At 71.2% G+C, this 21459-nt stretch carries 17 protein-coding genes; 12 read left to right on the top strand and 5 right to left on the bottom strand.

Going from position 1 to position 21459, the window contains the following annotated elements:
- Window positions 1-80 precede the first annotated feature (80 nt).
- Entirely contained in the window at window positions 81-1928 is a 1848-nt protein-coding gene (locus tag EES42_RS33545; RefSeq protein WP_124721972.1) for a serine hydrolase domain-containing protein, read from the bottom strand.
- A gap of 182 nt (window positions 1929-2110) precedes the next feature.
- Here EES42_RS33545 and EES42_RS33540 point away from each other — a divergent pair, with 182 nt between their 5' ends.
- The 3 genes from EES42_RS33540 to EES42_RS33530 are packed head-to-tail and all read left to right on the top strand — an operon-like array spanning window position 2111 to window position 5934.
- Window positions 2111-3220: an NAD(P)H-dependent flavin oxidoreductase gene (locus EES42_RS33540; RefSeq protein WP_124721971.1), complete on the top strand. Its 1110-nt coding sequence runs from the start codon at window positions 2111-2113 to the stop codon at window positions 3218-3220.
- Window positions 3217-4767 (top strand): acyl-CoA synthetase, encoded by a 1551-nt coding sequence (locus EES42_RS33535; RefSeq protein ID WP_124721970.1) that lies wholly within the window; start codon window positions 3217-3219, stop codon window positions 4765-4767. Before EES42_RS33540 ends, EES42_RS33535 begins: the two co-directional genes overlap by 4 nt.
- 60 nt (window positions 4768-4827) lie before the next feature.
- The gene (locus EES42_RS33530) at window positions 4828-5934 is read left to right on the top strand and encodes a calcium:cation antiporter (RefSeq protein ID WP_124721969.1); all 1107 of its coding nucleotides are present in this window, start codon (window positions 4828-4830) and stop codon (window positions 5932-5934) included.
- Window positions 5935-5975: 41 nt separating this feature from the next.
- On the opposite strand, the gene EES42_RS33525 is transcribed toward EES42_RS33530, so the two are convergent.
- Complete coding sequence (locus EES42_RS33525) at window positions 5976-8393, bottom strand: penicillin acylase family protein (protein ID WP_124721968.1); 2418 nt, start codon at window positions 8391-8393, stop codon at window positions 5976-5978.
- A gap of 150 nt (window positions 8394-8543) precedes the next feature.
- On the opposite strand from EES42_RS33525, the gene EES42_RS33520 reads away from it, so the two are divergent.
- Window positions 8544-10043 carry an acyl-CoA synthetase gene (locus EES42_RS33520; RefSeq protein ID WP_124721967.1) on the top strand — a complete coding sequence of 500 codons (1500 nt, stop codon included), beginning with the start codon at window positions 8544-8546 and terminating at the stop codon, window positions 10041-10043.
- Between the two features lie 64 nt (window positions 10044-10107).
- On the opposite strand, the gene paaK is transcribed toward EES42_RS33520, so the two are convergent.
- On the bottom strand, window positions 10108-11415 hold the full coding sequence (gene paaK, locus EES42_RS33515; protein WP_124721966.1) for a phenylacetate--CoA ligase PaaK: 1308 nt from the start codon (window positions 11413-11415) through the stop codon (window positions 10108-10110).
- A gap of 172 nt (window positions 11416-11587) precedes the next feature.
- On the opposite strand from paaK, the gene EES42_RS33510 reads away from it, so the two are divergent.
- Window positions 11588-13105, top strand: a complete 1518-nt coding sequence (locus EES42_RS33510) for an alpha/beta fold hydrolase (RefSeq protein ID WP_124721965.1) — start codon at window positions 11588-11590, stop codon at window positions 13103-13105.
- 26 nt (window positions 13106-13131) lie between these two features.
- Here EES42_RS33510 and EES42_RS33505 read toward each other — a convergent pair whose 3' ends face one another.
- Window positions 13132-14760: an FAD-dependent oxidoreductase gene (locus EES42_RS33505; protein ID WP_124721964.1), complete on the bottom strand. Its 1629-nt coding sequence runs from the start codon at window positions 14758-14760 to the stop codon at window positions 13132-13134.
- A 268-nt stretch (window positions 14761-15028) separates the two neighbouring features.
- Here EES42_RS33505 and EES42_RS33500 point away from each other — a divergent pair, with 268 nt between their 5' ends.
- The 7 genes from EES42_RS33500 to EES42_RS33470 all read left to right on the top strand — a co-directional run bounded on the left by EES42_RS33500 (window position 15029) and on the right by EES42_RS33470 (window position 20335).
- Window positions 15029-16150: a SchA/CurD-like domain-containing protein gene (locus EES42_RS33500; protein WP_124721963.1), complete on the top strand. Its 1122-nt coding sequence runs from the start codon at window positions 15029-15031 to the stop codon at window positions 16148-16150.
- Window positions 16151-16226: 76 nt separating this feature from the next.
- Window positions 16227-16661 (top strand): cupin domain-containing protein, encoded by a 435-nt coding sequence (locus EES42_RS33495; RefSeq protein ID WP_124721962.1) that lies wholly within the window; start codon window positions 16227-16229, stop codon window positions 16659-16661.
- Window positions 16658-17926, top strand: a complete 1269-nt coding sequence (locus EES42_RS33490) for a beta-ketoacyl-[acyl-carrier-protein] synthase family protein (RefSeq protein ID WP_124721961.1) — start codon at window positions 16658-16660, stop codon at window positions 17924-17926. The genes EES42_RS33495 and EES42_RS33490 overlap by 4 nt, the downstream gene beginning before the upstream one ends.
- Complete coding sequence (locus tag EES42_RS33485) at window positions 17923-19173, top strand: ketosynthase chain-length factor (protein WP_124721960.1); 1251 nt, start codon at window positions 17923-17925, stop codon at window positions 19171-19173. The genes EES42_RS33490 and EES42_RS33485 overlap by 4 nt, the downstream gene beginning before the upstream one ends.
- 15 nt (window positions 19174-19188) lie before the next feature.
- Complete coding sequence (locus EES42_RS33480; protein WP_072484754.1) at window positions 19189-19446, top strand: acyl carrier protein; 258 nt, start codon at window positions 19189-19191, stop codon at window positions 19444-19446.
- 1 nt (window position 19447) lies between these two features.
- Entirely contained in the window at window positions 19448-19927 is a 480-nt protein-coding gene (locus EES42_RS33475) for an SRPBCC family protein (protein WP_124721959.1), read from the top strand.
- A gap of 75 nt (window positions 19928-20002) precedes the next feature.
- Window positions 20003-20335: a TcmI family type II polyketide cyclase gene (locus EES42_RS33470; protein WP_124721958.1), complete on the top strand. Its 333-nt coding sequence runs from the start codon at window positions 20003-20005 to the stop codon at window positions 20333-20335.
- Window positions 20336-20405: 70 nt separating this feature from the next.
- On the opposite strand, the gene EES42_RS33465 is transcribed toward EES42_RS33470, so the two are convergent.
- A complete protein-coding gene (locus EES42_RS33465) occupies window positions 20406-21401 on the bottom strand; it encodes a methyltransferase (protein WP_124721957.1) in 996 nt (331 codons plus the stop codon).
- Window positions 21402-21459 lie beyond the last annotated feature (58 nt).

The raw sequence follows: 21459 nt of genomic DNA, 5'->3' as shown, positions 1-21459 counted from the left end.
GGGATCGGCGGCCGCCGAGGCCACCGATCCCGGTTCGGCGCCCCGGCCCGCAAGCCGGCCCCGCCCGGTGCGGTGCGGGCTCAGTCCGCCGACGCCGTCCAGCCCAGTGCCTCGATGCGCGCGGCGTCGCCGGACCGGCTCTCGTCGAAGAGCGTCCGGTTGCCGTCCTCGACCCGGACGGCGTCCACATACGCCCCGCGCCCGACGTACAGCTGGTCCGTCGTGTACCGCCACCTCAGCCGGACCTCCTTGCCGCGCCAGGCGGCGAGGTCCGCGTCGAGGCGGTGCCACGCCCGGCCGGACCAGCCGGAGACCGCTCCGGTGGGATGCGGCTCGGGCTCGGGGCGGGGCTTCTCCGACGTCGGGACGGTGCTGAACGGGACCGGCTGCCAGGTCGCCCCGGCGTCCGCCGACACTTCGAGGAAGAGGAAGTCGGACCCCGGCTCGGTGTCCCACCACAGCGCCGAGCTCAGCCGGCCGTGCGAGGAGGCTAGGCGCACCGGGGGCAGTGTGAGCGTGGCCGAGGCGGCGCTCGCCATCCCAGAGAACCACGCCGTACGGCCACGGGCGGGGCGGACCGCTACGGCGCGCGCCAGCTGATTCGCGGTGGCGACGCGCGGGGCGCTGCCGGAGCGCCAACTGCGCACGGGGTGAACGGAGTTGCCGAGGACGATCAGGAACGAGTCGGTCGTCGGGTCCAGTACGAGGCTGGTGCCGGTGAAGCCGGTGTGGCCCGCGGTGCGCGGGGTGGCCATCGCCCCCATGTACCAGTGCTGGTAGAGCTCGAAGCCGAGGCCGTGGGCATCGCCGGGGAACGAGGTGTTGAAGTCGGTGAACAGCAGGTCGACCGATTCGGCGGAGAGGATCCGCGCGCGGCCGTAGACCCCGCCGTTGAGCAGCGTACGGGCGAGGATCGCCAGGTCCCAGGCACAGGAGAAGACCCCGGCGTGACCCGCTACCCCGTCCAGGCTGTAGGCGTTCTCGTCGTGCACCTCGCCCCAGACCAGTCCGCGGTCCAGCCCGGACCAGGGCAGCCGGGCGTCCTCGGTCGCGGCGATCTTCGGCTTCCAGGAGGCCGGCGGGTTGTACCGGGTGCGGTGCATCCCGAGCGGGGCGGTGATCTGCTCACGGAGCAGGACGTCCTGCGTGCGGCCGGTGAGCTTCTCCAGTACCAGTTGCAGCGAGATCAGGTTGAGGTCGGAGTAGAGGTACACCGTGCCCGGCGGGCTCGCGGGCACCTCGTCCCACAACAGCTGCAGCTTCCCCTCGCGCGTGGGCGCCTTGTACAGCGGGATCCAGGCGCGGAACCCGGAGGTGTGCGTGAGGAGTTGACGGATAGTGATGTCCTGCTTGCCGCCGCCCGCGAAATCGGGCAGGTACGAGGCGACCTTCGCCTCCAGCTCCAGCGTCCCGCGCTCGATCTGCTGCACGGCCAGGATCGAGGTGAACAGCTTCGACACCGAAGCCAGGTCGAAGACGGTGTCCTCGGCCATGGGGATCTGCTGGTCCGGCGGGAACTCCACGCCGGTGTCGGACTTCTCGTCGTACGCCGCATAGCGCACGGCCTTGCCGACCGGCCGGTGCAGGGCCACCGTGCCACCCCGCCCGGCGAGCAGCACCGCCCCCGCGTACCAGGGGTGCTTCGGGGAGGCGGCCAGGAACTTCTCCGCTTCGGTGACCAATTGGTCCAGGGGCTCCTGGAGCAGCCCGGCGCGTTCGGCCGAACCCCGCCGCAGCGTCGGCCTGCCGTGTCCCGACGCGGCGCCCCCGGCCCCTGTGCTCATATCCGACGACCCCGCCCCCGACTCCATGGCCGACGCCTGCCCCGCGAACGGAATCGGCGCCAGAGCGAGTGCCCCGCCCAGGGCCAGCATCCCACCGCCCAGCCTCCGCCGGCTGATCCCTCTGCCCGCCGCGTCCTCGGTCATCCGGAACTCCTTCTCACTGCGCGAAAGTAACTTTCGAAAATTCGTCCGGCAATGAAACTTCCTGCCGCCGCAGAGATTACTGTCACCCCCGCCGTCACGGAGGACCCCTGCGCCACAAAGAATCTGACACTGCATCAGAAAAGCTCTTCCCTCGGATGTCGGGCTGAGGCATCCTGCGCCCCATGGAGACGGAGCTGAGCAAGAAACTGGGAGTCGAGCACGCCATCTTCGGCTTCACGCCGTTCCCCGCGGTGGCCGCGGCCATCACCCGGGCCGGCGGATTCGGCGTACTCGGCGCGGTCCGCTACACCGCCCCCGACGACCTCGCGCGCGACCTCGACTGGATGCAGGAGCACACCGACGGCAAGCCGTACGGCCTCGATGTCGTCATGCCCGCGAAGAAGGTGGAGGGGGTGACCGAGGCAGATGTGGAGGCGATGATCCCGGCCGGCCACCGGCAGTTCGTCCAGGACACCCTCGCCAAGCACGGCGTGCCGGAACTCCCCGAGGGCGAGGCGTCCGGCTGGCGCATCACCGGGTGGATGGAGGAGGTCGCACGCAACCAGCTCGACGTCGCCTTCGACTACCCCATCAAACTCCTCGCCAACGCCCTGGGATCGCCGCCCGCCGACGTCGTCCGGCGCGCCCACGACCGGGGTGTGCTCGTCGCCGCCCTCGCCGGGAGCGCGAAGCACGCCCGCCACCATGCCGATGCGGGCATCGACATCGTCGTCGCCCAGGGGTACGAGGCGGGCGGCCACACCGGTGAGATCGCCTCCATGGTCCTGGTACCGGACGTGGTCGACGCCGTCGGACCGCTTCCCGTACTCGCCGCGGGAGGAATCGGCAGCGGCGAGCAGATCGCCGCCGGACTGGCCCTCGGCGCCCAGGGCGTCTGGCTCGGCTCCCTCTGGCTGACCGCCGAGGAGGCCGACCTGCACTCCCGCGCGCTGACCCGCAAGCTCCTCGCCGCCGGCTCCGGCGACACCGTCCGCTCCCGGGCCCTCACCGGCAAGCCCGCCCGCCAGCTCCGTACCGAATGGACCGACGCATGGGACGACCCGTCCGGGCCCGGCACCCTGCCCATGCCGCTCCAGGGGCTGCTGGTGGCCGAGGCCGTGTCGCGCATCCAGAAGTACGAGACCGGCGAACTGCTCGGCACCCCCGTCGGACAGATCGTCGGCCGGATGAACAGCGAACGCAGCGTGCAGGCCGTCTTCGACGACCTGACCCGCGGCTTCGAGCGGGCCGTGGACCGGATCAACCGCATCGCCGGACGGAGCGCCTCATGAGTCAGCCGCCCAACGGTTTCTGGGCCCAGGCCGCCGCCGACCCCGACCGCACGGTCCTGATCGCACCCGACGGCGAGAGCTGGACGGCGGGCCGGCTGCACGCCGCCGCCAACCGCCTCGTCCACGGACTGCGCGCGGCCGGGCTCCGCAAGGGTGACGCGTTCGCGGTCGTGCTGCCCAACGGCGTCGAGTTCTTCACCGCCTACCTCGCCGCCTCCCAGGCCGGCCTCTACCTCGTACCCGTCAACCACCACTTCGTCGGCCCCGAGATCGCCTGGATCGTCGCCGACTCCGGCGCCAAGGTGCTCATCGCCCACGAGCGGTTCGCACCGGCCGCCACCGAGGCCGCCGACGAGGCGGAGCTGCCGCCGAGCCACCGCTTCGCCGTGGGCGCGGTCGACGGTTTCCGCCCCTACACCGAACTCCTCGAAGGGCAGTCCGAGGCGGCCCCCCAGGACCGCACCCTGGGCTGGGTCATGAACTACACCTCGGGCACCACGGGCCGCCCGCGCGGCATCCGCCGTCCGCTCTCCGGAAGGCTGCCCGAGGAGAGCCACCTCGGCGGATTCCTCGGCATCTTCGGCATCAGACCGTTCGACGACAACGTCCACCTGGTCTGCTCGCCGCTCTACCACACGGCCGTTCTGCAGTTCGCGGGCGCGTCCCTGCACATCGGACACCCGCTGGTCCTGATGGACCGGTGGACGCCCGAGGAGATGCTGCGGCTCATCGACACCCACCGCTGTACCCACACCCACATGGTCCCGACCCAGTTCCACCGCCTCCTCGCCCTCCCCGACGAGGTGCGACGGCGGTACGACGTCACGGCCATGCGGCACGCCATCCACGGCGCCGCACCCTGCCCCGACCACGTCAAACGCGCCATGATCGACTGGTGGGGGAGGTGCGTCGAGGAGTACTACGCGGCCAGCGAGGGCGGCGGCGCCTTCGCCACCGCCGAGGACTGGCTGAAGAAGCCGGGCACGGTCGGCCGGGCCTGGCCGATCAGCGAACTCGCCGTCTTCGACGACGACGGCAACCGGCTGCCGCCCGGCGAGCTCGGCACCGTCTACCTGAAGATGAACACCGGCGGCTTCAGCTACCACAAGGACGAGACCAAGACGAAGAAGAACCGCATCGGCGACTTCTTCACCGTCGGCGACCTCGGCATCCTCGACGAGGACGGCTACCTCTTCCTCCGCGACCGCAAGATCGACATGATCATCTCCGGCGGGGTCAACATCTACCCCGCGGAGATCGAGGGCGCCCTGCTCGGACACCCCGCCGTCGCCGATGTCGCCGTCTTCGGCATCCCGCACCCCGACTGGGGCGAGGAGGTCAAGGCGGTCGTCGAACCGGCCGGGGGACACGAGGCGGGGGAGGAGCTCGCCGCCGCGATCCTGCGCCACTGCGAACAGCGGCTCGCCGGATACAAGCGGCCCAGGAGCATCGACTTCATCGAGGTGATGCCCCGCGACCCCAACGGCAAGCTCTACAAGCGGCGGCTGCGCGACCCGTACTGGGAAGGCCGCTCACGGGCCGTGTGAGCCGCCGTCCGGCCGCCGCCCGACGAGCGGCCCCGTACCGGCTCTGGCAGGGTGTGGCTCATGAACGCGAGCGCTACGGTCCGGTCACTGGCGACCCGGTGGACGGTGGTCGTGCCGGTCGTCGCCGCGCTCGCGCTGGTCTTCAGCTGGGGCCGGGAACTGCCGGCGTTCGCCGTCGCCGTGGTCGCGCTCTGTCTCGCGGGCGCCGTCCTGGCCGCCGTGCACCACGCCGAGGTCATCGCCCACCGGGTCGGCGAACCGTTCGGCTCGCTCGTCCTGGCCGTCGCCGTCACCGTCATCGAAGTGGCCCTCATCGTCACACTGATGGTGGACGGCGGCCCCAAGACGTCCGCGCTCGCCCGCGACACCGTGTTCGCCGCCGTGATGATCACCTGCAACGGCATCGTCGGACTGTCCCTGCTGGTCGGCGCCGTCCGCTCCCGCGTCGTCGTCTTCAACGCCGAGGGTTCGGGGGCCGCCCTGGCGACCGTCGCCACCCTCGCCACGCTCAGCCTGGTCCTGCCGACCTTCACCGTCGGCAAACCCGGTCCCGAGTTCTCCACCGCCCAACTGGCCTTCGCCGCCGTCGCCTCGCTCCTGCTGTACGGGCTGTTCGTCGCCGTACAGACGGTGCGGCACCGCGAGTACTTCCTGCCGCTCACACCCGAGGGCGCGTTCAAGCCGGACGAGCACCACGCGGTGCTGCCCGGGCGGGGCGCCACCGCGCTGAGCCTGGTGATGCTGCTGGTCGCGCTGGTCGCGGTCGTCGGTGACGCCAAGTCCGTGTCGCCGACCATCGAGTCCGGGGTGGAGGCGGCCGGAATGCCCCAGGCGGTGGTCGGCGTCGTGATCGCACTGCTGGTGCTGCTGCCGGAGACCCTCGCGGCGGTACGGGCGGCGCGCCGCGACCGGGTCCAGACCAGTCTCAACCTCGCCCTCGGCTCGGCGATGGCGAGCATCGGCCTGACCATCCCGGCCATTGCCCTCGCCTCGATCTGGCTCGACGGACCGCTCCATCTCGGCCTCGGCGCCACCCATATGGTGCTGCTCGCCCTCACCGTGATGGTCGGCGCGCTGACCGTCGTACCGGGACGGGCCACCCTGCTCCAGGGCGGCGTCCATCTGTCGATCTTCGCCGCGTTCGTCTTCCTCGCGATCAGCCCCTGACCGCCCGCCGGACGGACAGGGGCCGGTCGCACCGCGAGGAACTACCGGCGTTCGTGGACCCGCACGACCCGCAGCGCGGGCGAGCGCAGGATGTCCCGCTCGCAGAACCGGGACGTCACCCACCGCTCGGCCGAGTACAGCTCGGTCTGGTCGCTGTAGTGCGCCGAGCCCGGGTCGGAGGACTGGGAGTACGTGAGCAGGGTGCGCGCCACCGGGCACCCGCTGCCGTCCCAGCCGACCGCCTGGATGTAGCTGGAACCGGCCGACACCTCCCGGTAGCCGCCGGCCGCCGCGTCCCACAACGGCTCCGTCTTGTTCCAGATGCCGAGCGACTCCGTACCGCCGCCGACCGGGATGCGCTTCCCGTTCCGCTCCACCGACTGGTGCCGGCCCAGCGGGGCGTCCAGTGCGATCCCGGCCGCCCGCAGTTCGGCCACCGTGTCGGCGAGCGCCGTGGCGACTCCGGGCGCCGAGGTGTTCAGCGTGTTCGGCGTTCCGACCGGATCGGCGGGGGAGAAGGGCACCTTCCACAGCTCGGCCCCCGCGACCGTGGCCGTCGCCCGGCGCCAGAACCGGTCGAAGAGCAGCGCGCCCCGGCTGCCGGTGTCGACCTTCCGGTCCCAGCGCCGCAGCACGTCGCACGCCGCCGACACATCGACCGCCCCTCCGTCACTGCCGACCGCGCTGCCGCCGGGCAGCGCCGCACAGGCCGCAGCCAGGTCCCCGGCGACCAGATCACCGGCCGGCGCACGGTTGGCGAACTGCTGACGCTGCAGATCGGCCACGGTCAGCCGGCCCTTCGCCGCCATCGCGGACACGTCCTCGACCGCGCCCCGGGTCCGCATCGAGCGCTGCGTGCCGATCGTGCCGAACACCCGCTCGTAGCCGGTCAGCGGCGCGGCCGCGTTCGTCAGCCAGGCACTGTCGTTGGAGTTCTCCACGTACGGGGCGTCCTTCACGGTGGGCATCCGGCCCGGACCGAAGATGCCCGGCTGAACCGCGTCCCGGTCCGACCCCGGCGCACAGCCGCTCCGCGAACCGTCCAGCACCGCCAGCCCGGACGAGGGATACGTCGCCCTGCCCAGCGCGGTGGAACAACGCTCCGCGAGCTCGTCCGTGATCCTCGGCAGCACCTGCGACTGCGAGAACAACGAGTGCCCGGACGAGTCGGCGGCGATGGTGTTCACCCACGGCAGCCCCTGGGTACGGCGCAGCGCCGCCGCGATGTCCGCGGTGCTGCGCGCCCGGCTGAAGCCGAGACCGGCGTCCGCGAACCGCAGATTCACCGAGTTCGGGTCGTTGAGCGCGTACGCGGTCGTCGCCGTCCAGGGCAACGGCAGCCCGGCACCGAGCGAGGTGACGACGGGCCCGTAGCGGGTCGACCACTGGGTGCGGCTCACGGCCCCGCCGCCCTTCACCGGGACCGAGACCGTGCGCTTCGTCATCCGCTCGGGCCTGCCGTCCACCAGATACACGGTCGGATCGGCCGGATCGAGGGTGAGCTGATGGAGGTTGAGCGGCACCCCGGTGGCGACGGTGTGGCTCCACGCGATGTTCGCGTTGTGCCCGATCGACACGGTCGGCGCGCCGAGCAGCGAACCGCCCGAGACGTTCAGCTCGCCGGGAATCGTCTGCTGGGACTGCCAGAAGCGCCGACCGCCCTGCCACGGGTAGTGCGGATTGCCCAGCAGCAGGCCCCGCCCGTTCGCCGTCGTGTCACCGCGGAACGCGACCGCGTTGGAGCCCATGTCCGCGTTCTGCGTCGACAGCAGCCGCCGGGCCGCGTCCGCCGCGTCACCCGGCGACGGGACCTCGGGCACCTCTGCCGCCCCGGTGGGCGGCTGGGCGCCGGTGATGCCGTCGATGCCGCGCCCCTGACCGCCGAGCACCGAGAGCGCGTAGCCGCGCGCCACCACGTCCAGCGCCGTCACCGGCCGCACCCAGTCGGCGCCCCGGCAGGCCGGGTCGTCGATCCGGTTCTGCGCCAGCCACGCGTTGTAGCCGGCCGCCCAGCCGCGCTCCAGCTCCCTGACGTCACGGCTCTGACCTGCCGGAGCGGGCGTCCTCAGCAGCTTCTCCAGGGTGTGGCTCTCGCGGACCGAGCGGAAGTACAGGTCGCTGGAGAGGTTCTTCGTCGCGGAGGACAGCGAACCGTCCGGAGCCGCGTCCGGACCGAAGTACCGGGACCGCTCGCCGCGCAGAGTCACGAAGCCGTCGGCGAGGGTGCACACCTGGTCGGCGGCCTGCGCCCAGCCATTGCCGAAGCCCAGGCTCGCGTAGTCCTTCGCCAGGATGTGCGGGATGCCGTACTCGGTGTACCGGATCGTGGCGGACAGCCCACCGCCCGACGGACGGTGGGAGCGCGGGCCGTCGGCCGCGGCGGGCGGCAGCGACGCCGAAACGGTGAACAGCGCGAGGCCCGATATCGCGAGAAGTCTCAGACGGTTGCGGAGAGGCAACGGATCTCCCAACTGCGCGGGTGCGAAAGGCGGTTGCCCGAGGGTTCGGACCGCCACTCGCCACTCAGCCAGCACCCGGGCACCCCTGTCAACATCCACACCGCCATCAAGGCCCTTGACCCCCGGGTTCCGGCCGCACAGGATCACGCCATGACAGGTGTACGGAGCAGCACAGTCGACGGAGTCGTGGCCCGCAGCGCCCGGCGCACCCCCGACCGCACCGCACTGCGGTACGCGGACAGGTCATGGACGTACGCGGAGCTCGACGCGGCCGTCAGCACCGCCGCCGCCGTCCTCGGCGGCGAGCACGGACTGCGCCCCGGCGACCGGGTCGCCTGCTACGCGCACAACTCCGACGCCTATCTGATCGGCTACCTCGGCTGCGCCCGCGCGGGCCTGGTCCACGTACCGGTCAACCAGAACCTCACCGGCGACGACCTCATGTACATCCTCGAACAGTCCGGCAGCGCCCTCGTCCTCACCGACCCCGACCTCGCCGACCGGATTCCGGCCGCGTTCCCCGTACGCCCGCTGCGCGACGCACCGGACTCACTGCTGGCGGCGACCGCCACCCCGCGCCCTTTCGTCCCGGAACGGGAACCGGGCGCGGCGGACCTCGTCCAGCTGCTCTACACCTCGGGCACCACCGCCCTGCCCAAGGGCGCGATGATGACCCACGGCGCACTGGTGCACGAGTACGTCAGCGCGATCACGGCACTCGACCTGCGGGCCACCGACCGGCCCGTCCACTCGCTGCCGCTCTACCACTCCGCGCAGATGCACGTCTTCCTGCTGCCCTACCTCGCGGTCGGGGCGCAGAACACCATCCTCGACGCACCCGACGCGGACCGGATCTTCGACCTCGTCGAGAGCGGGCAGGCCGACAGCGTCTTCGCCCCGCCGACCGTCTGGATCGGCATCTCCCGGCACCCCGGCTTCACCACCCGGGAACTCGGCGGTCTGCGCAAGGCGTACTACGGCGCGTCGATCATGCCCGTACCCGTGCTGGAACGGCTCCGCGAGCGGCTGCCCGCGCTCGCCTTCTACAACTGCTTCGGGCAGAGCGAGATCGGCCCGCTCGCCACCGTCCTCGGACCGGACGAGCACGAGGGCCGGATGGACTCCTGTGGCCGGCCCGTGCTCTTCGTCGAGGCCCGGGTCGTCGACGAGGACGGCAAGGAGGTCCCCGACGGCACGGCCGGCGAAGTGGTCTACCGCTCACCCCAGCTGTGCGAGGGCTACTGGGACAAGCCCGAGGAGACCGCCGAGGCATTCCGCGACGGCTGGTTCCACTCCGGCGACCTCGCGGTGCGCGACGTCGAGGGCTTCCTCACCGTCGTCGACCGGGTCAAGGACGTCATCAACTCCGGGGGCGTCCTGGTCGCCTCCCGGCAGGTCGAGGACGCCCTCTACACCCACCCCGCCGTCGCCGAGACGGCAGTCGTCGGACTGCCCGACGAACGCTGGATCGAGGCCGTCACAGCCGTCGTGGTGCTGCGCGGCGACGCGACGGCGGCCGAACTCATCGACCACGCCCGCGAACGGCTCGCCCACTTCAAGGCCCCGAAGCAGGTCCTCTTCGTGGACGAACTGCCGCGCAACGCCAGCGGGAAGATCCTCAAGCGGGAGCTGCGCGACCGGTTCGCGTAGGCCGCCGACCGCCTCGCGTACGGGGCGGTCGGCCGAGGAGTGGCGGGCGGGGCCGGCCGGCCCGTCACTCCGGAGCGCCGGCCCCGTCCCCGCCGCGCTCGTCCACGATCCGCCGGAACTTGCCGACCGACCGCTCCAGCGTCTGCGGATCGACGATCTCGACCCCGACCGACACCCCGATCCCGTCCTTGACGGCCGCCGTGATCGACGCCGCTGCCGCCGCCCGCTGCTCCGAGGTGGCCTCCGCGCGTGCCTCCGCCCGAACCGTCAGCGCGTCGAGACGGCCCTCGCGGGTCAGCCGCAACTGGAAGTGCGGGGCCACCCCCGGGGTGCGCAGCACGATCTCCTCGATCTGTGTCGGGAAGAGGTTCACACCGCGCAGGATCACCAGATCGTCGCTGCGTCCGGTCACCTTCTCCATCCGCCGGAACACCCGCGCCGTGCCCGGCAGCAGTCGGGTCAGGTCCCGCGTCCGGTAGCGGATCACCGGCATGGCCTCCTTGGTCAGCGAGGTGAAGACCAGCTCGCCCTCCTCGCCCTCCGGCAGCACCTCACCGGTGAACGGGTCCACGATCTCCGGATAGAAGTGGTCCTCCCAGATGTGCAGCCCGTCCTTCGTCTCGACGCACTCCTGCGCCACGCCCGGCCCCATCACCTCCGAGAGCCCGTAGATGTCGACCGCGTCGATCGCGAAGCGCTCCTCGATCTCGCGCCGCATCTCCTGTGTCCACGGTTCGGCGCCGAAGATCCCGACCTTCAGGGCGGTCGACCGCGGATCGACGCCCTGCCGTTCGAACTCGTCCAGGAGGGTCAGCATGTACGACGGGGTCACCATGATGATCTCGGGGCGGAAGTCCTGGATCAGCTGGACCTGGCGGGCGGTCATGCCTCCCGAGGCGGGGATGACCGTGCAGCCGAGCCGCTCCGCCCCGTAGTGCGCGCCCAGTCCGCCGGTGAACAGCCCGTACCCGTACGCGACATGGACCTTCTGCCCGGGACGCCCCCCGGCGGCCCGGATGGAGCGGGCCATCACGTCGGCCCAGGTGTCCAGGTCCCGCCGGGTGTAGCCGACGACGGTCGGACGGCCCGTCGTTCCGCTGGACGCGTGGATCCGGCTCACCTGTTCCTCGGGGACGGCGAACATGCCGAAGGGGTAGTTGTCCCGCAGGTCGGCCTTGGTCGTGAAGGGGAAGCGGGCGAGATCGGCGAGCGTGCGGCAGTCGTCCGGGCTCAGCCCGGCCCTGTCGAACGCCGCCCGGTAGTGGCCGACGTTCTCGTAGGCATGGCGCAGGGTGGCCCGCAGCCGCTCCAGCTGCAGTGCCTCCAGCTCGTCCCGGCCCAGCCGTTCCGCCTCGTCCAGCAGGGACGTCATCCGGATCTCCCTCTTCCGAGCAGGCGACCGATCATTCGGTCGATCTTTCGGTAGCAGTAATTCAGTATGTTCCGTCCGTTGGCAAGAGGGGCGACGCGGCTGATCCACATCCCGGCTTCGCTCATACCGAACACGGCTGCGCCGCTCCTCGGGCGCTGTTTGGATGACGGGCATGCCGATCTTCCACGCACACGACGGGACCGAACTCGCCTACCGCCTTCTGGGGAAGGGCGCACCGCTGATCTGTCTGCCCGGCGGACCGATGAGGGCCGGTGCGTACCTGGGGGACCTCGGCGGACTCTCCGCCCACCGGCAGCTCGTGGTGCTCGATCTGCGCGGCAGCGGAGACTCCGCGGCACCCGAGGACCCGACGAGCTACCGTTGCGACCGGCTGACCGACGACATCGAGGCGCTGCGGGAACACCTCGGCGAGGAGCGCATCGACCTGCTCGCCCACTCCGCGTCCGGGAACCTGGCCTCGCTGTACGCTGCCCGGCACCCGCAGCGGCTGCGCACGCTCACACTCGTCACCCCCGGCACCCGGGCCGTGGGCATCACGGTCACCGACGGAGACTGGCGCGAAGCGAGCGAACTGCGCCGCGAGGAACCGTGGTTCGCGGACGCACGAGCCGCCCTGGACGACTTCCTCGCGGGCCGCTCCCCCGACCGGGCCGCTGTCGCACCGTTCGCCTACGGGCGCTGGGACGAGACCGCCCGGGCACACGCCGCGGCGGGCCCCGGACAGACCAACTCCGCTGCCGCGCCCGTGTTCTACCAGGACGGCGTCTTCGACCCGGCCGCCACGAACGCCGCCCTGGCGGCGGTCACCGCGCCGGTCCTCGTCCTCGCCGGGGAGTACGACGCGGGACCGACTCCGGACCGGGCCGCCGAACTGGTCGCGCTCTTCCCGGACGCCGAATTCGTCGTGCAGCGCGGCGCCGCGCACTTTCCCTGGCTGGACGACCCGGGCGCCTTCGTCCGTGCGGTGGCGGCCTTCCTCGACCCGGAAGTGCACAGTGTGCAGGCAGGCGGCACCAGGCTCGCCCACCGGGTGTGGGGGGATCCGTCGGCGCCGCCCGTCGTGCTCGCCCACGGCCGCTGCGGCGACAGCCGCACCTGGATCCCGATCGCCGAACGCCTCGCGGCCCAACACCGGGTGTACGCCTTCGACTTCCGCGGCCACGGGCTCAGCGACTGGCCCGGCCGCTACTCCTTCGAGCTGTTCCGGGACGATCTGCACGCCTTCCTGGAGGCCCGCAACCTGGCCGGAGCCACCGTGATCGGGCATTCCATGGGCGCCGCTGCCGCCTGTCTGCTCGCCGCACGGGAACCCGGGCTGATCGGCAGGCTCGTCCTGGAGGAGATGCCGCCGCCGTTCCCGCTCGATCCGCCGCGCGCCCGCGCCGAACGGCCGGACGGGGAACTCGACTTCGACTGGCCGGTGGTGCCGTCGACCGACGCCCAGCTGAACGCCCCGGATCCCGACTGGTCGGAACGGCTCGGCGAGATCACCGCTCCGACCCTCGTCATCGGCGGCGGCCCCACCAGCCGGATCGCCCAGGAAGAGCTGATCCGGCTGGCGGGGCGCATACCGGACGGCCGGTTCGTCACCATCGACGCCGGACACCTCGTACATACCGACCGGCCGGAAGAATTCCTCGCGGAACTACGGGCGTTCGGCCTGTCCTGAGTGTGCCGCGGGCGTCGGCGGCGGGGTCAGGCGCGGTGCAGCAGGGTGGTCAGAACCTCGTGGAGGGCGCCCTCGGTATCCGCCGCGGGGCCCGTCGACCGCCAGGCCACGAAACCGTCGGGACGCACCAGCACCGCACCCTGCGCCGTCGTCCCGTGGAGCTCGGCCCAGTTCGCGCCGTTCTCCGGCTCCAGATCGGCGCCCGGACCGATTCCGTACGCCTGGAGCCGTACCTGGAGCCGGTCGGCGACCCGCGCCGCCGCCCGCCGCCACGCCACGTCCGCACCGTCGGTGAGCAGCACCAGCGTCTGCTCGTACAGATCCAGTGTGGACTTGCGCTCACCGCCCTGATGAACCCACAGATGCGGCGCACGACTACCCGGTTCACCGTTCAACTGCACTCCCTGCGGCACCACCGGCTGCTCGGGATCGGTGCCCAGCACCGCGCCGCGGACATAGCGGTAGCCCAGCGCCACACTGAGCATGCCGCCCTGCTTGCCGCCGCCCACGCCCGGCGCCGCCGAGTACCCCGGGTGGCTGTGCTCGCCGGAGCGTGCCGAAGCCCGTGCGCTCGTCGCCCGGGCCACCGGCAGCCGCTCCGCCTCGTAGGTGTCCAGCAGGCCGGGGCCCGCCTCGCCCTTCAGCACGGTGGCGAGCTTCCACGCCAGGTTGTGCGCGTCCTGGATGCCGGTGTTGGATCCGAACGCCCCGGTGGGGGACATCTCGTGTGCCGAGTCACCGGCGAGGAAGACCCGGCCCGAGGAGTACCGCTCGGCCACCCGCTCCGCGGCGTGCCACGGCGCCTTGCCGGTGATCTCGATGTCGATGTCCGCGGCGCCGACCGCGGTACGGATGTGCTCGGCACACCGCTCGTCGGTGAAGTCCTCCAGGGTTTCCCCGAGTTGGGGCTGCCACGGCGCGTGGAAGACCCACTCCTTCTTGTTGTCGACCGGCAACAGGGCACCGTCCGCTGCGGGGTTGGTGAGATAGCAGACGATGAACCGCCGGTCGCCCAGTACATCGGCGAGCTGCCGGGAGCGGAAGGTGATGCTGACGTTGTGGAACAGGTCGCCGGGGCCCGTACGGTCGATGCGCAGCTGCTCGCGGATGGGACTGCGCGGCCCGTCCGCCGCGATGAGGTAGTCCGCGCGCACACTGATGTGCTCGCCGGTCTCCCGGTTCTTCAGCGCCGCGTCCACCCCTGCCGGGTCCTGGTCGAAGCTCTGCATCTCGGTGGAGAACCGCAGGTCACCGCCCTGCTCCCGGGCCTGCTTCAGCAGCACCGGCTCCAGGTCGTTCTGGCTGCACAGGCACCAGCCGGTCGGGCTGAACCGGGCGATCCCGCCACCCGGGTCGATTTCCTTGAACAGCCACTCCTGGTCGTCCCCGGTGAGCGAACCGGCTTGCAGGATGCCGTGGTTGTCGGCGAGGACCGACGCCGCCCGCCGGATGCCCGCCTCGGCGCCCGCCGTACGGAACACCTCCATCGTGCGGACGTTGTTGCCGCGGCCGCGCGGGTGGGTCGAGGTGGCCCGGTGTTTCTCGACCAGCAGGTGCTCGATACCGAGCCGGCCGAGGAATAGCGAGGCGGACAGGCCCACCAGGGAGCCGCCCACGATGAGGACCGGTACGCGAATGTCGACGTTCTCGTTCATCAGTTGCTCCAGCTCGGACGCCGTTCGGATGCATTGTTCAATGCCCTGGTGAGAGCGGTTCGGACGCCTGCTCACCTGAACGGTTCATAAATCTCGCGCCACCCGGACCAGCGTTTCACGATCGGTCACGGAGACGACGCCCGCGGTCATGGGGGGCGGACCAATCACATCCGCCGGGAGAGTCCCCGCTCCGAATCCACTCGCCAACCGACGGTTGACGGCTTGCCACCCGGCTCGACCACGAAACCGTCTCGAAGGAGATCGAAAGATGACCACCACCCTCTCGGAACGGATCTCCCAGTCCGCCTTCGACGGTTCCCGGCTGCGCGTCGTGCTGCTGCTGGACCTCTACGACGGGGCCCAGAAGGAGTTCCTGGAGGCGTACGAGCACCTGCGCAATCAGGTGGCATCCGTCCCCGGGCACATCAGCGACCAGCTGTGCCAGTCCATCGAGAACCCTTCCCAGTGGCTGATCACCAGCGAGTGGGACAGCGCGCCCCCGTTCCTCGCCTGGGTGAACAGCGAGGAGCACGTGGCGACCGTCCAGCCGCTGCACAACTGCGTTCGCGACACCCGGTCGCTGCGCTTCAGCGTGCTGCGGGAGACCGGGAGGGCCTTCGAGATGGCGCCCGAGCCGGTCAAGGGCCGCCTCCAGGCGTCCCCGCGCCTGGGCGACGGAGTGGTGCGCCACGCGCTCACCTTCACCGTCAAGCCGGGCACCGAGGACATCGTGGCGAAGATCCTCGCCGACTACGACTCCCCCAACGCACGGGTCGACGAGGACACCCGACTGCGCCGCACCTCGCTCTTCATGCACGGAAACCGCGTCGTGCGGGCCGTCGAGGTCGAGGGCGACCTGCTCGCCGCCCTGCGCCACGTCGCCCGGCAGCCCGAGGTCAGGGCCGTCGAGGAGGCGATCAACCCGTATCTGGAGCAGGACCGGGACCTCAGCGACCCGGACTCCGCCCGGATGTTCTTCACCCGGGCGGCGCTGCCCACCGTCCACCACGTCACCGCCGGCCGGCACAAGGCCGAGGACGTGCGCCGGCACGCGCTCTTCTACCAGGCCAAGGAGGGCTGCGGCATGGCACTCGCCCGGCTCCTGGCCGAGCACGACGAGGAGGCGGCCGACGACCCGGCGAGCATCATCGACAGCAGCACCATCTTCCAGCGTGACGACGTCGTCGTCCGCCTGCTCGAAGCGGTCGAACCGATCGACGTGCAGCCCGCCCAGGCGGTGGGCATCGACGGCGCCGGCAAGGTGGCCAGGCTCGGGCGTCTCCTCGACGGTGGCAACAACGCCGTGCCCACGGACGAGCAGGGCATCTCGCGCTTCCTCAAGCAGTCCGAGATGACCCTGATCACAGACCGGCGGGCCATGGAGTCCTGAACCGCGCATCCGCACCCTGGGGGGTTCTCGCTCAACCCGTCATTTCAACGCGCAATGCGCCAGGAGGAAAGCAGTCATGACCATGCACCGGCCACGCATCGTGGACCTCAGTGAGACGCAGCCCAACCGCAGGCGTGGAGGAGACCTCCGTGCCCTGCTCACCCCGACGGCGGTGGGAGCCACCAGTGGCTTCATGGGGCTGGCGATCGTTCAGCCCGGCGACCGCATCGGCGAGCACTACCACCCGTACTCCGAGGAGTTCGTGTACGTCGTGAACGGGCTGCTGGAAGTGGATCTGGACGGTGAACCGCACCGGATGCGGCCCGACCAGGGCCTGCTGATCCCTCCCCATGTACGTCACCGATTCCGCAACGTGGGCGACGTCGAGGCCCGCATGGTCTTCCACCTCGGCCCGCTCGCCCCGCGCCCGGAGCTCGGCCACGTCGACACCGAGCACACCGAGTCCGCCGACCGCGTCGCACCTCCGGAACGAACGGAGGCAGCCTCATGACCCGCCGCGTGGCGGTCACCGGCGTCGGCGTCGTCGCCCCGGGCGGCATCGGCGTACCGGCCTTCTGGGACCTCCTCGCGAACGGACGCACCGCGACCCGGGGCATCACACTCTTCGACCCGGCCGGCTTCCGCTCCCGGATCGCCGCCGAGTGCGACTTCGACCCGGCGGCGCACGGGCTGGACAGCGACACCGTCGAGCGGTCGGACCGCTACATCCAGTTCGCGATGGTGGCGGCCAGGGAGGCCCTCGCCGACGCGGGCCTCGACCCGGAGAAGACGGACCCCTGGCGCATGGGGGTGTCGCTGGGCACCGCCGTCGGCGGCACCACCCGGCTGGAGCACGACTACGTCGCGGTCAGCGAGAGCGGTGCACGCTGGGACGTCGACCACCTGCCGGCCGGTCCGCACCTGGAGCGGGCCTTCTCACCCAGCTCGCTCGCCTCGGCGGTCGCCGAGCAGGTCGGTGCGCACGGCCCGGTGCAGACCGTCTCCACGGGCTGCACCTCCGGCCTGGACGCGATCGGGTACGCCTTCCAGTCCATCGAGGAGGGCCGCGTCGATGTGTGCATCGCCGGCGCGTCCGACTCACCGATCACCCCGATCACCGTGGCGTGCTTCGACGCGATCAAGGCCACCTCGGCGAACAACGACGACGCGGAGCACGCCTCCCGGCCGTTCGACGCGCGCCGCGACGGCTTCGTGATGGGCGAGGGCGGGGCGGTCCTCGTCCTGGAGGAGCTGGAGCACGCCCGGGCCCGCGGTGCCACCGTGTACTGCGAGATCGCGGGCTACGCCACCTTCGGTAACGCGTACCACATGACCGGGCTGACCGCGGAGGGCCTGGAGATGGCCGAGGCGATCAACCGGGCACTGGGCCACGCCCGCATGGACGGCTCGCAGATCGACTACGTCAACGCGCACGGCTCGGGCACCAAGCAGAACGACCGGCACGAGACGGCCGCCGTGAAGCGGGCACTGGGCGCCCACGCCTTCGACATCCCGATGAGTTCGATCAAATCCATGGTCGGCCACTCGCTGGGGGCGATCGGCGCGATAGAAATCGCGGCCTGCGTGCTCGCCCTGGAGCACCAGACCGTGCCGCCCACAGCGAACTACGAGAGCCCCGACCCCGAGTGCGACCTCGACTACGTGCCCCGCACCGCACGCCCGATGAAGCTGCGCAGCGTCCTCTCGGTGGGCAGCGGATTCGGCGGCTTCCAGTCCGCGGTGGCCCTGACCCGAACAGGTGGGAGGACACCATGAGAACCCGCAAAGCCCGGCGTACCGTCGTCACCGGCATCGGTGTGGTCGCCCCCAACGGCAACAACACAGAGGCCTTCTGGAAGCGGACGCACGAGGGAATGAGCGTCCTGGACCGGGTCACCCGCGAGGGCTGCGAGCACCTGCCCCTGCGGGTCGCGGGCGAGGTGCGGGGGTTCGAGGCGGTCGAGCTGATCGAGGAGCGCTTCCTCGTCCAGACCGACAAGTTCACGCACTTCGCGATGGCCGCGGCGGACATCGCACTGGACGACGCCCGGCTCGGCCGCGCCGACTACGAGAACACACCCTTCGACGTCGGCGTGGTCACCGCGGCCGGGTCCGGCGGTGGCGAATTCGGCCAGCGGGAACTCCAGCGGCTGTGGGGACAGGGCTCCACCTATGTGGGCCCCTACCAGTCCATCGCCTGGTTCTACGCGGCCAGCACCGGCCAGATCTCGATCCGCGGCGGCTTCAAGGGGCCGTGCGCGGTCGTGGCCAGCGACGAGGCCGGCGGTCTGGACGCGCTGGCGCACGCCGCCCGTTCGATCCGCGGCGGCACCGAGGCGGTGGTGGTCGGCGCGGCGGAGGCCCCGCTGGCGCCCTACTCGGTCGTCTGCCAGCTCGGGTACGAGGACCTGAGCACCGTCGAGGACCCCACCCGCGCCTACCGGCCGTTCACCTCGGACGCCTGCGGCTTCGTGCCGGCCGAGGGCGGCGCCATGCTGGTGGTCGAGGAGGAGCAGTCGGCGCGCCGGCGCGGCGCCAGGGTCCGGGCCGAAATCGCCGGGCACGCCGCCACGTTCACCGGAGCGTCCCGGTGGGAGGAGTCCCGGGAGGGCCTCGCCCAGGCGATCATCGGCGCCCTTCGGGAGGCCGACTGCGCGCCGGACGAGATCGATGTCGTCTTCGCGGACGCCCTCGGCGTACCCGCGGCCGACCGCGCCGAGGCGCTGGCGATCGCCGACGCCCTCGGTGCGCACGGCAAGCGGGTGCCGGTGACGGCGCCCAAGACAGGGATCGGCCGGGCCTACTGCGGTGCGCCGGTGCTGGACACGGCCGCCGCGGTGCTCTCCATGGAGAACGCGCTCATACCGCCCACACCGAACGTCTTCGAGGTGTGCCACGACCTCGATGTCGTCACCGGCTGCGCCCGCCCCGCCGAACTGCGGACGGCGCTGGTGCTCAGCCGCGGGCTCATGGGCTCGAACGCGGCGATCGTGCTGCGGTGCTCCACCGACCCCCGAACGTGAGAAGGAGATGTCCTCATGACCGACCGACTGACCTACACGGAACTCGCCGTCCTGATGAAGAAGGGCGCCGGAGTCACCGTCGACCCGCGCGACATGGAGCAGCGGCCCGGTTCGGCCTTCGACGAGTACGGCCTGGACTCGCTGGGCCTGCTCGGCATCGTCGGCGTGCTGGAGAACCGGCACGGCCGCGCGCTGCCGGCCGACGCCGACCGCTGCAAGACCCCCCAGGAATTTCTCGACCTCGTCAACAACAGCCTCATGACAGGAGCCTGACGTGCCCGGACACACCGAGAACGAGATCACCATCGCCGCCCCCCTGGACCTGGTCTGGGACGTGACCAACGATCTGGAGAACTGGCCGCGGCTGTTCAGCGAGTACGCCGCGGTCGAGATCATCGAGCGGGACGGCGACAGCACCACCTTCCGTCTGACGATGCACCCCGACGAGAACGACAAGGTGTGGAGCTGGGTCTCCGAGCGGACCGTGGACCGTGCTGGGCGCACGGTCCGCGCCCGTCGTGTCGAGCCCGGTCCGTTCCAGCACATGAACATCCGTTGGGAGTACTCGGAGGTGCCCGGCGGCACCCGGATGCACTGGACCCAGGACTTCGCGATGCGTCCCGACGCCCCTGTCGACGACGTCTGGATGACCGACAACATCAACCGCAACTCCAAGGTCCAGATGGAGCTGATCCGGGACAAGATCGAGCAGCGCGACCGGGAGCGCCGCACCGCCTCGGTCGGGGCCAGCTGACCCGCCATCCGCCCACGACTCGCCACCCGGCCCCAGGGCCGGGTGCCGGGCCGGGAACCAGAAAGGCATCTCCCGATGCACCACGCTCTGATCGTCGCCCGGATGGCACCGGGTTCGGCGCCGGACATCGCCGAACTGTTCGCGGCCTCCGACAGCGGCGAGCTGCCCCACCTCGTCGGTGTGACCAGGCGCAAGCTGTTCCAGTTCGGCGATGTGTATCTGCATCTGATCGAGTCGGAGCAGCCGCCGGGCCCCGAGATCGCGAAGGTGACCCAGCACCCCGAGTTCAAGGACATCAGCGACAAGCTCACCGCCTACGTCAGCGCGTACGACCCGAAGACCTGGCGGAGCCCCAAGGACGCCATGGCCCACGAGTTCTACACGTGGGAGCGCGGCACCCCCGCCTGAGACGGACGATCGCCCCGGGGCCGGCCGAGAGGCCGGACCCGGGGCGATTCGCATGCCCGGGGAGGGGAGGTCAGCCGGGGACCACGCATTCGAACGCGTCCAGGTAGGGGTTGACCGCGACGACGTCGCCGATCAGCAGCCCGGCGTCCGAGATCCGGGTGACCAGGCTCTCCCTGGTGTGCTTCGCGCCGCCCACGTTCAGGAGCAGCAGCAGGTCCATCGCGGTGGTGAACCGCATCGAGGGGGTGTCGTCGACGAGGTTCTCGATGATGACGACCCTGGCGCCCGGCCGGGCCGCCGCGATCACGTTGCGCAGCGTCCTGCGGGTGCTCTCGTCGTCCCACTCCAGGATGTTCTTGATGATGTAGAGATCGGCATCGACGGGGATGGTCTCACGGCAGTCCCCGGCGACGATCCGGGTCCGGTCGACGAGCGCGCCCTCGTCGCGCAGCCGCGCGTCGGCGCGGGCCACCACGCCCGGCAGATCCATCAGCGTGCCGTGCAGCGAGGGGTCCTTCTCCAGCAGGCTCGCCAGTACGTGCCCCTGGCCGCCGCCGATGTCGGCGACCGTGGACACTCCGGTGAGGTCGAGGAGTTCGGCGACGTCCAGCGCGGACTGCATGCTGGAGGTGGTCATCGCACGGTTGAAGATCTGCGCGGACTCGTGGGCCTCCTGGTGGAGGTAGTCGAAGAACCCCTTGCCGTGCACGTCGGCGAAGACACTCCTGCCGGTGCGCACCGCGTCGTCGAGGCGCGGCCAGACGTCCCAGGTCCAGGGCTCGGTGCACCACAGCGAGATGTCGCGCAGGCTGTTGGGGTCGTCCTTGCGCAGCAGGCGCGACATCTCCGTGTGGGCGAACTGCCCGTCCGGGGTCTCGGTGAAGATCCCGTAGCAGGACAGGGCGCGCAGCAGCCGCCGCAGCGGCGCCGGCTCGGCCTTGACCAGCGCCGCGAGTTCCTGCGCCGTGGCGGGCGTCTCGCCCAGCGCGTCGGCGACGCCCAGGCGGGCGGCGGCGCGCACGGCGGCGGCCCTGGCCGCGCCGAAGACCAGCTCGCGCAGCTGCATGGCCGGCTGCGGGGGAGTGACGGGGTGCGGGAGGGCGGCGTGTACGGGGGAGGGGGTG

The organism is Streptomyces sp. ADI95-17 (assembly GCF_003846175.1).
Lineage (GTDB): Bacteria > Actinomycetota > Actinomycetes > Streptomycetales > Streptomycetaceae > Streptomyces > Streptomyces sanglieri.
This window is presented reverse-complemented; position numbering and strand designations above follow the sequence as displayed.

Excerpts from the sequence above, each read along its gene's own strand:
- EES42_RS33545 (WP_124721972.1), bottom strand. The coding sequence starts at position 1,928 with ATGACCGAGGACGCGGCGGGCAGAGGGATCAGCCGGCGGAGGCTGGGC.
- EES42_RS33540 (WP_124721971.1), top strand. The coding sequence starts at position 2,111 with ATGGAGACGGAGCTGAGCAAGAAACTGGGAGTCGAGCACGCCATCTTC.
- EES42_RS33535 (WP_124721970.1), top strand. The coding sequence starts at position 3,217 with ATGAGTCAGCCGCCCAACGGTTTCTGGGCCCAGGCCGCCGCCGACCCC.
- EES42_RS33530 (WP_124721969.1), top strand. The coding sequence starts at position 4,828 with ATGAACGCGAGCGCTACGGTCCGGTCACTGGCGACCCGGTGGACGGTG.
- EES42_RS33520 (WP_124721967.1), top strand. The coding sequence starts at position 8,544 with ATGACAGGTGTACGGAGCAGCACAGTCGACGGAGTCGTGGCCCGCAGC.
- paaK (WP_124721966.1), bottom strand. The coding sequence starts at position 11,415 with ATGACGTCCCTGCTGGACGAGGCGGAACGGCTGGGCCGGGACGAGCTG.
- EES42_RS33510 (WP_124721965.1), top strand. The coding sequence starts at position 11,588 with ATGCCGATCTTCCACGCACACGACGGGACCGAACTCGCCTACCGCCTT.
- EES42_RS33505 (WP_124721964.1), bottom strand. The coding sequence starts at position 14,760 with ATGAACGAGAACGTCGACATTCGCGTACCGGTCCTCATCGTGGGCGGC.
- EES42_RS33500 (WP_124721963.1), top strand. The coding sequence starts at position 15,029 with ATGACCACCACCCTCTCGGAACGGATCTCCCAGTCCGCCTTCGACGGT.
- EES42_RS33495 (WP_124721962.1), top strand. The coding sequence starts at position 16,227 with ATGACCATGCACCGGCCACGCATCGTGGACCTCAGTGAGACGCAGCCC.
- EES42_RS33490 (WP_124721961.1), top strand. The coding sequence starts at position 16,658 with ATGACCCGCCGCGTGGCGGTCACCGGCGTCGGCGTCGTCGCCCCGGGC.
- EES42_RS33485 (WP_124721960.1), top strand. The coding sequence starts at position 17,923 with ATGAGAACCCGCAAAGCCCGGCGTACCGTCGTCACCGGCATCGGTGTG.
- EES42_RS33480 (WP_072484754.1), top strand. The coding sequence starts at position 19,189 with ATGACCGACCGACTGACCTACACGGAACTCGCCGTCCTGATGAAGAAG.
- EES42_RS33470 (WP_124721958.1), top strand. The coding sequence starts at position 20,003 with ATGCACCACGCTCTGATCGTCGCCCGGATGGCACCGGGTTCGGCGCCG.
- EES42_RS33465 (WP_124721957.1), bottom strand. The coding sequence starts at position 21,401 with ATGCAGCTGCGCGAGCTGGTCTTCGGCGCGGCCAGGGCCGCCGCCGTG.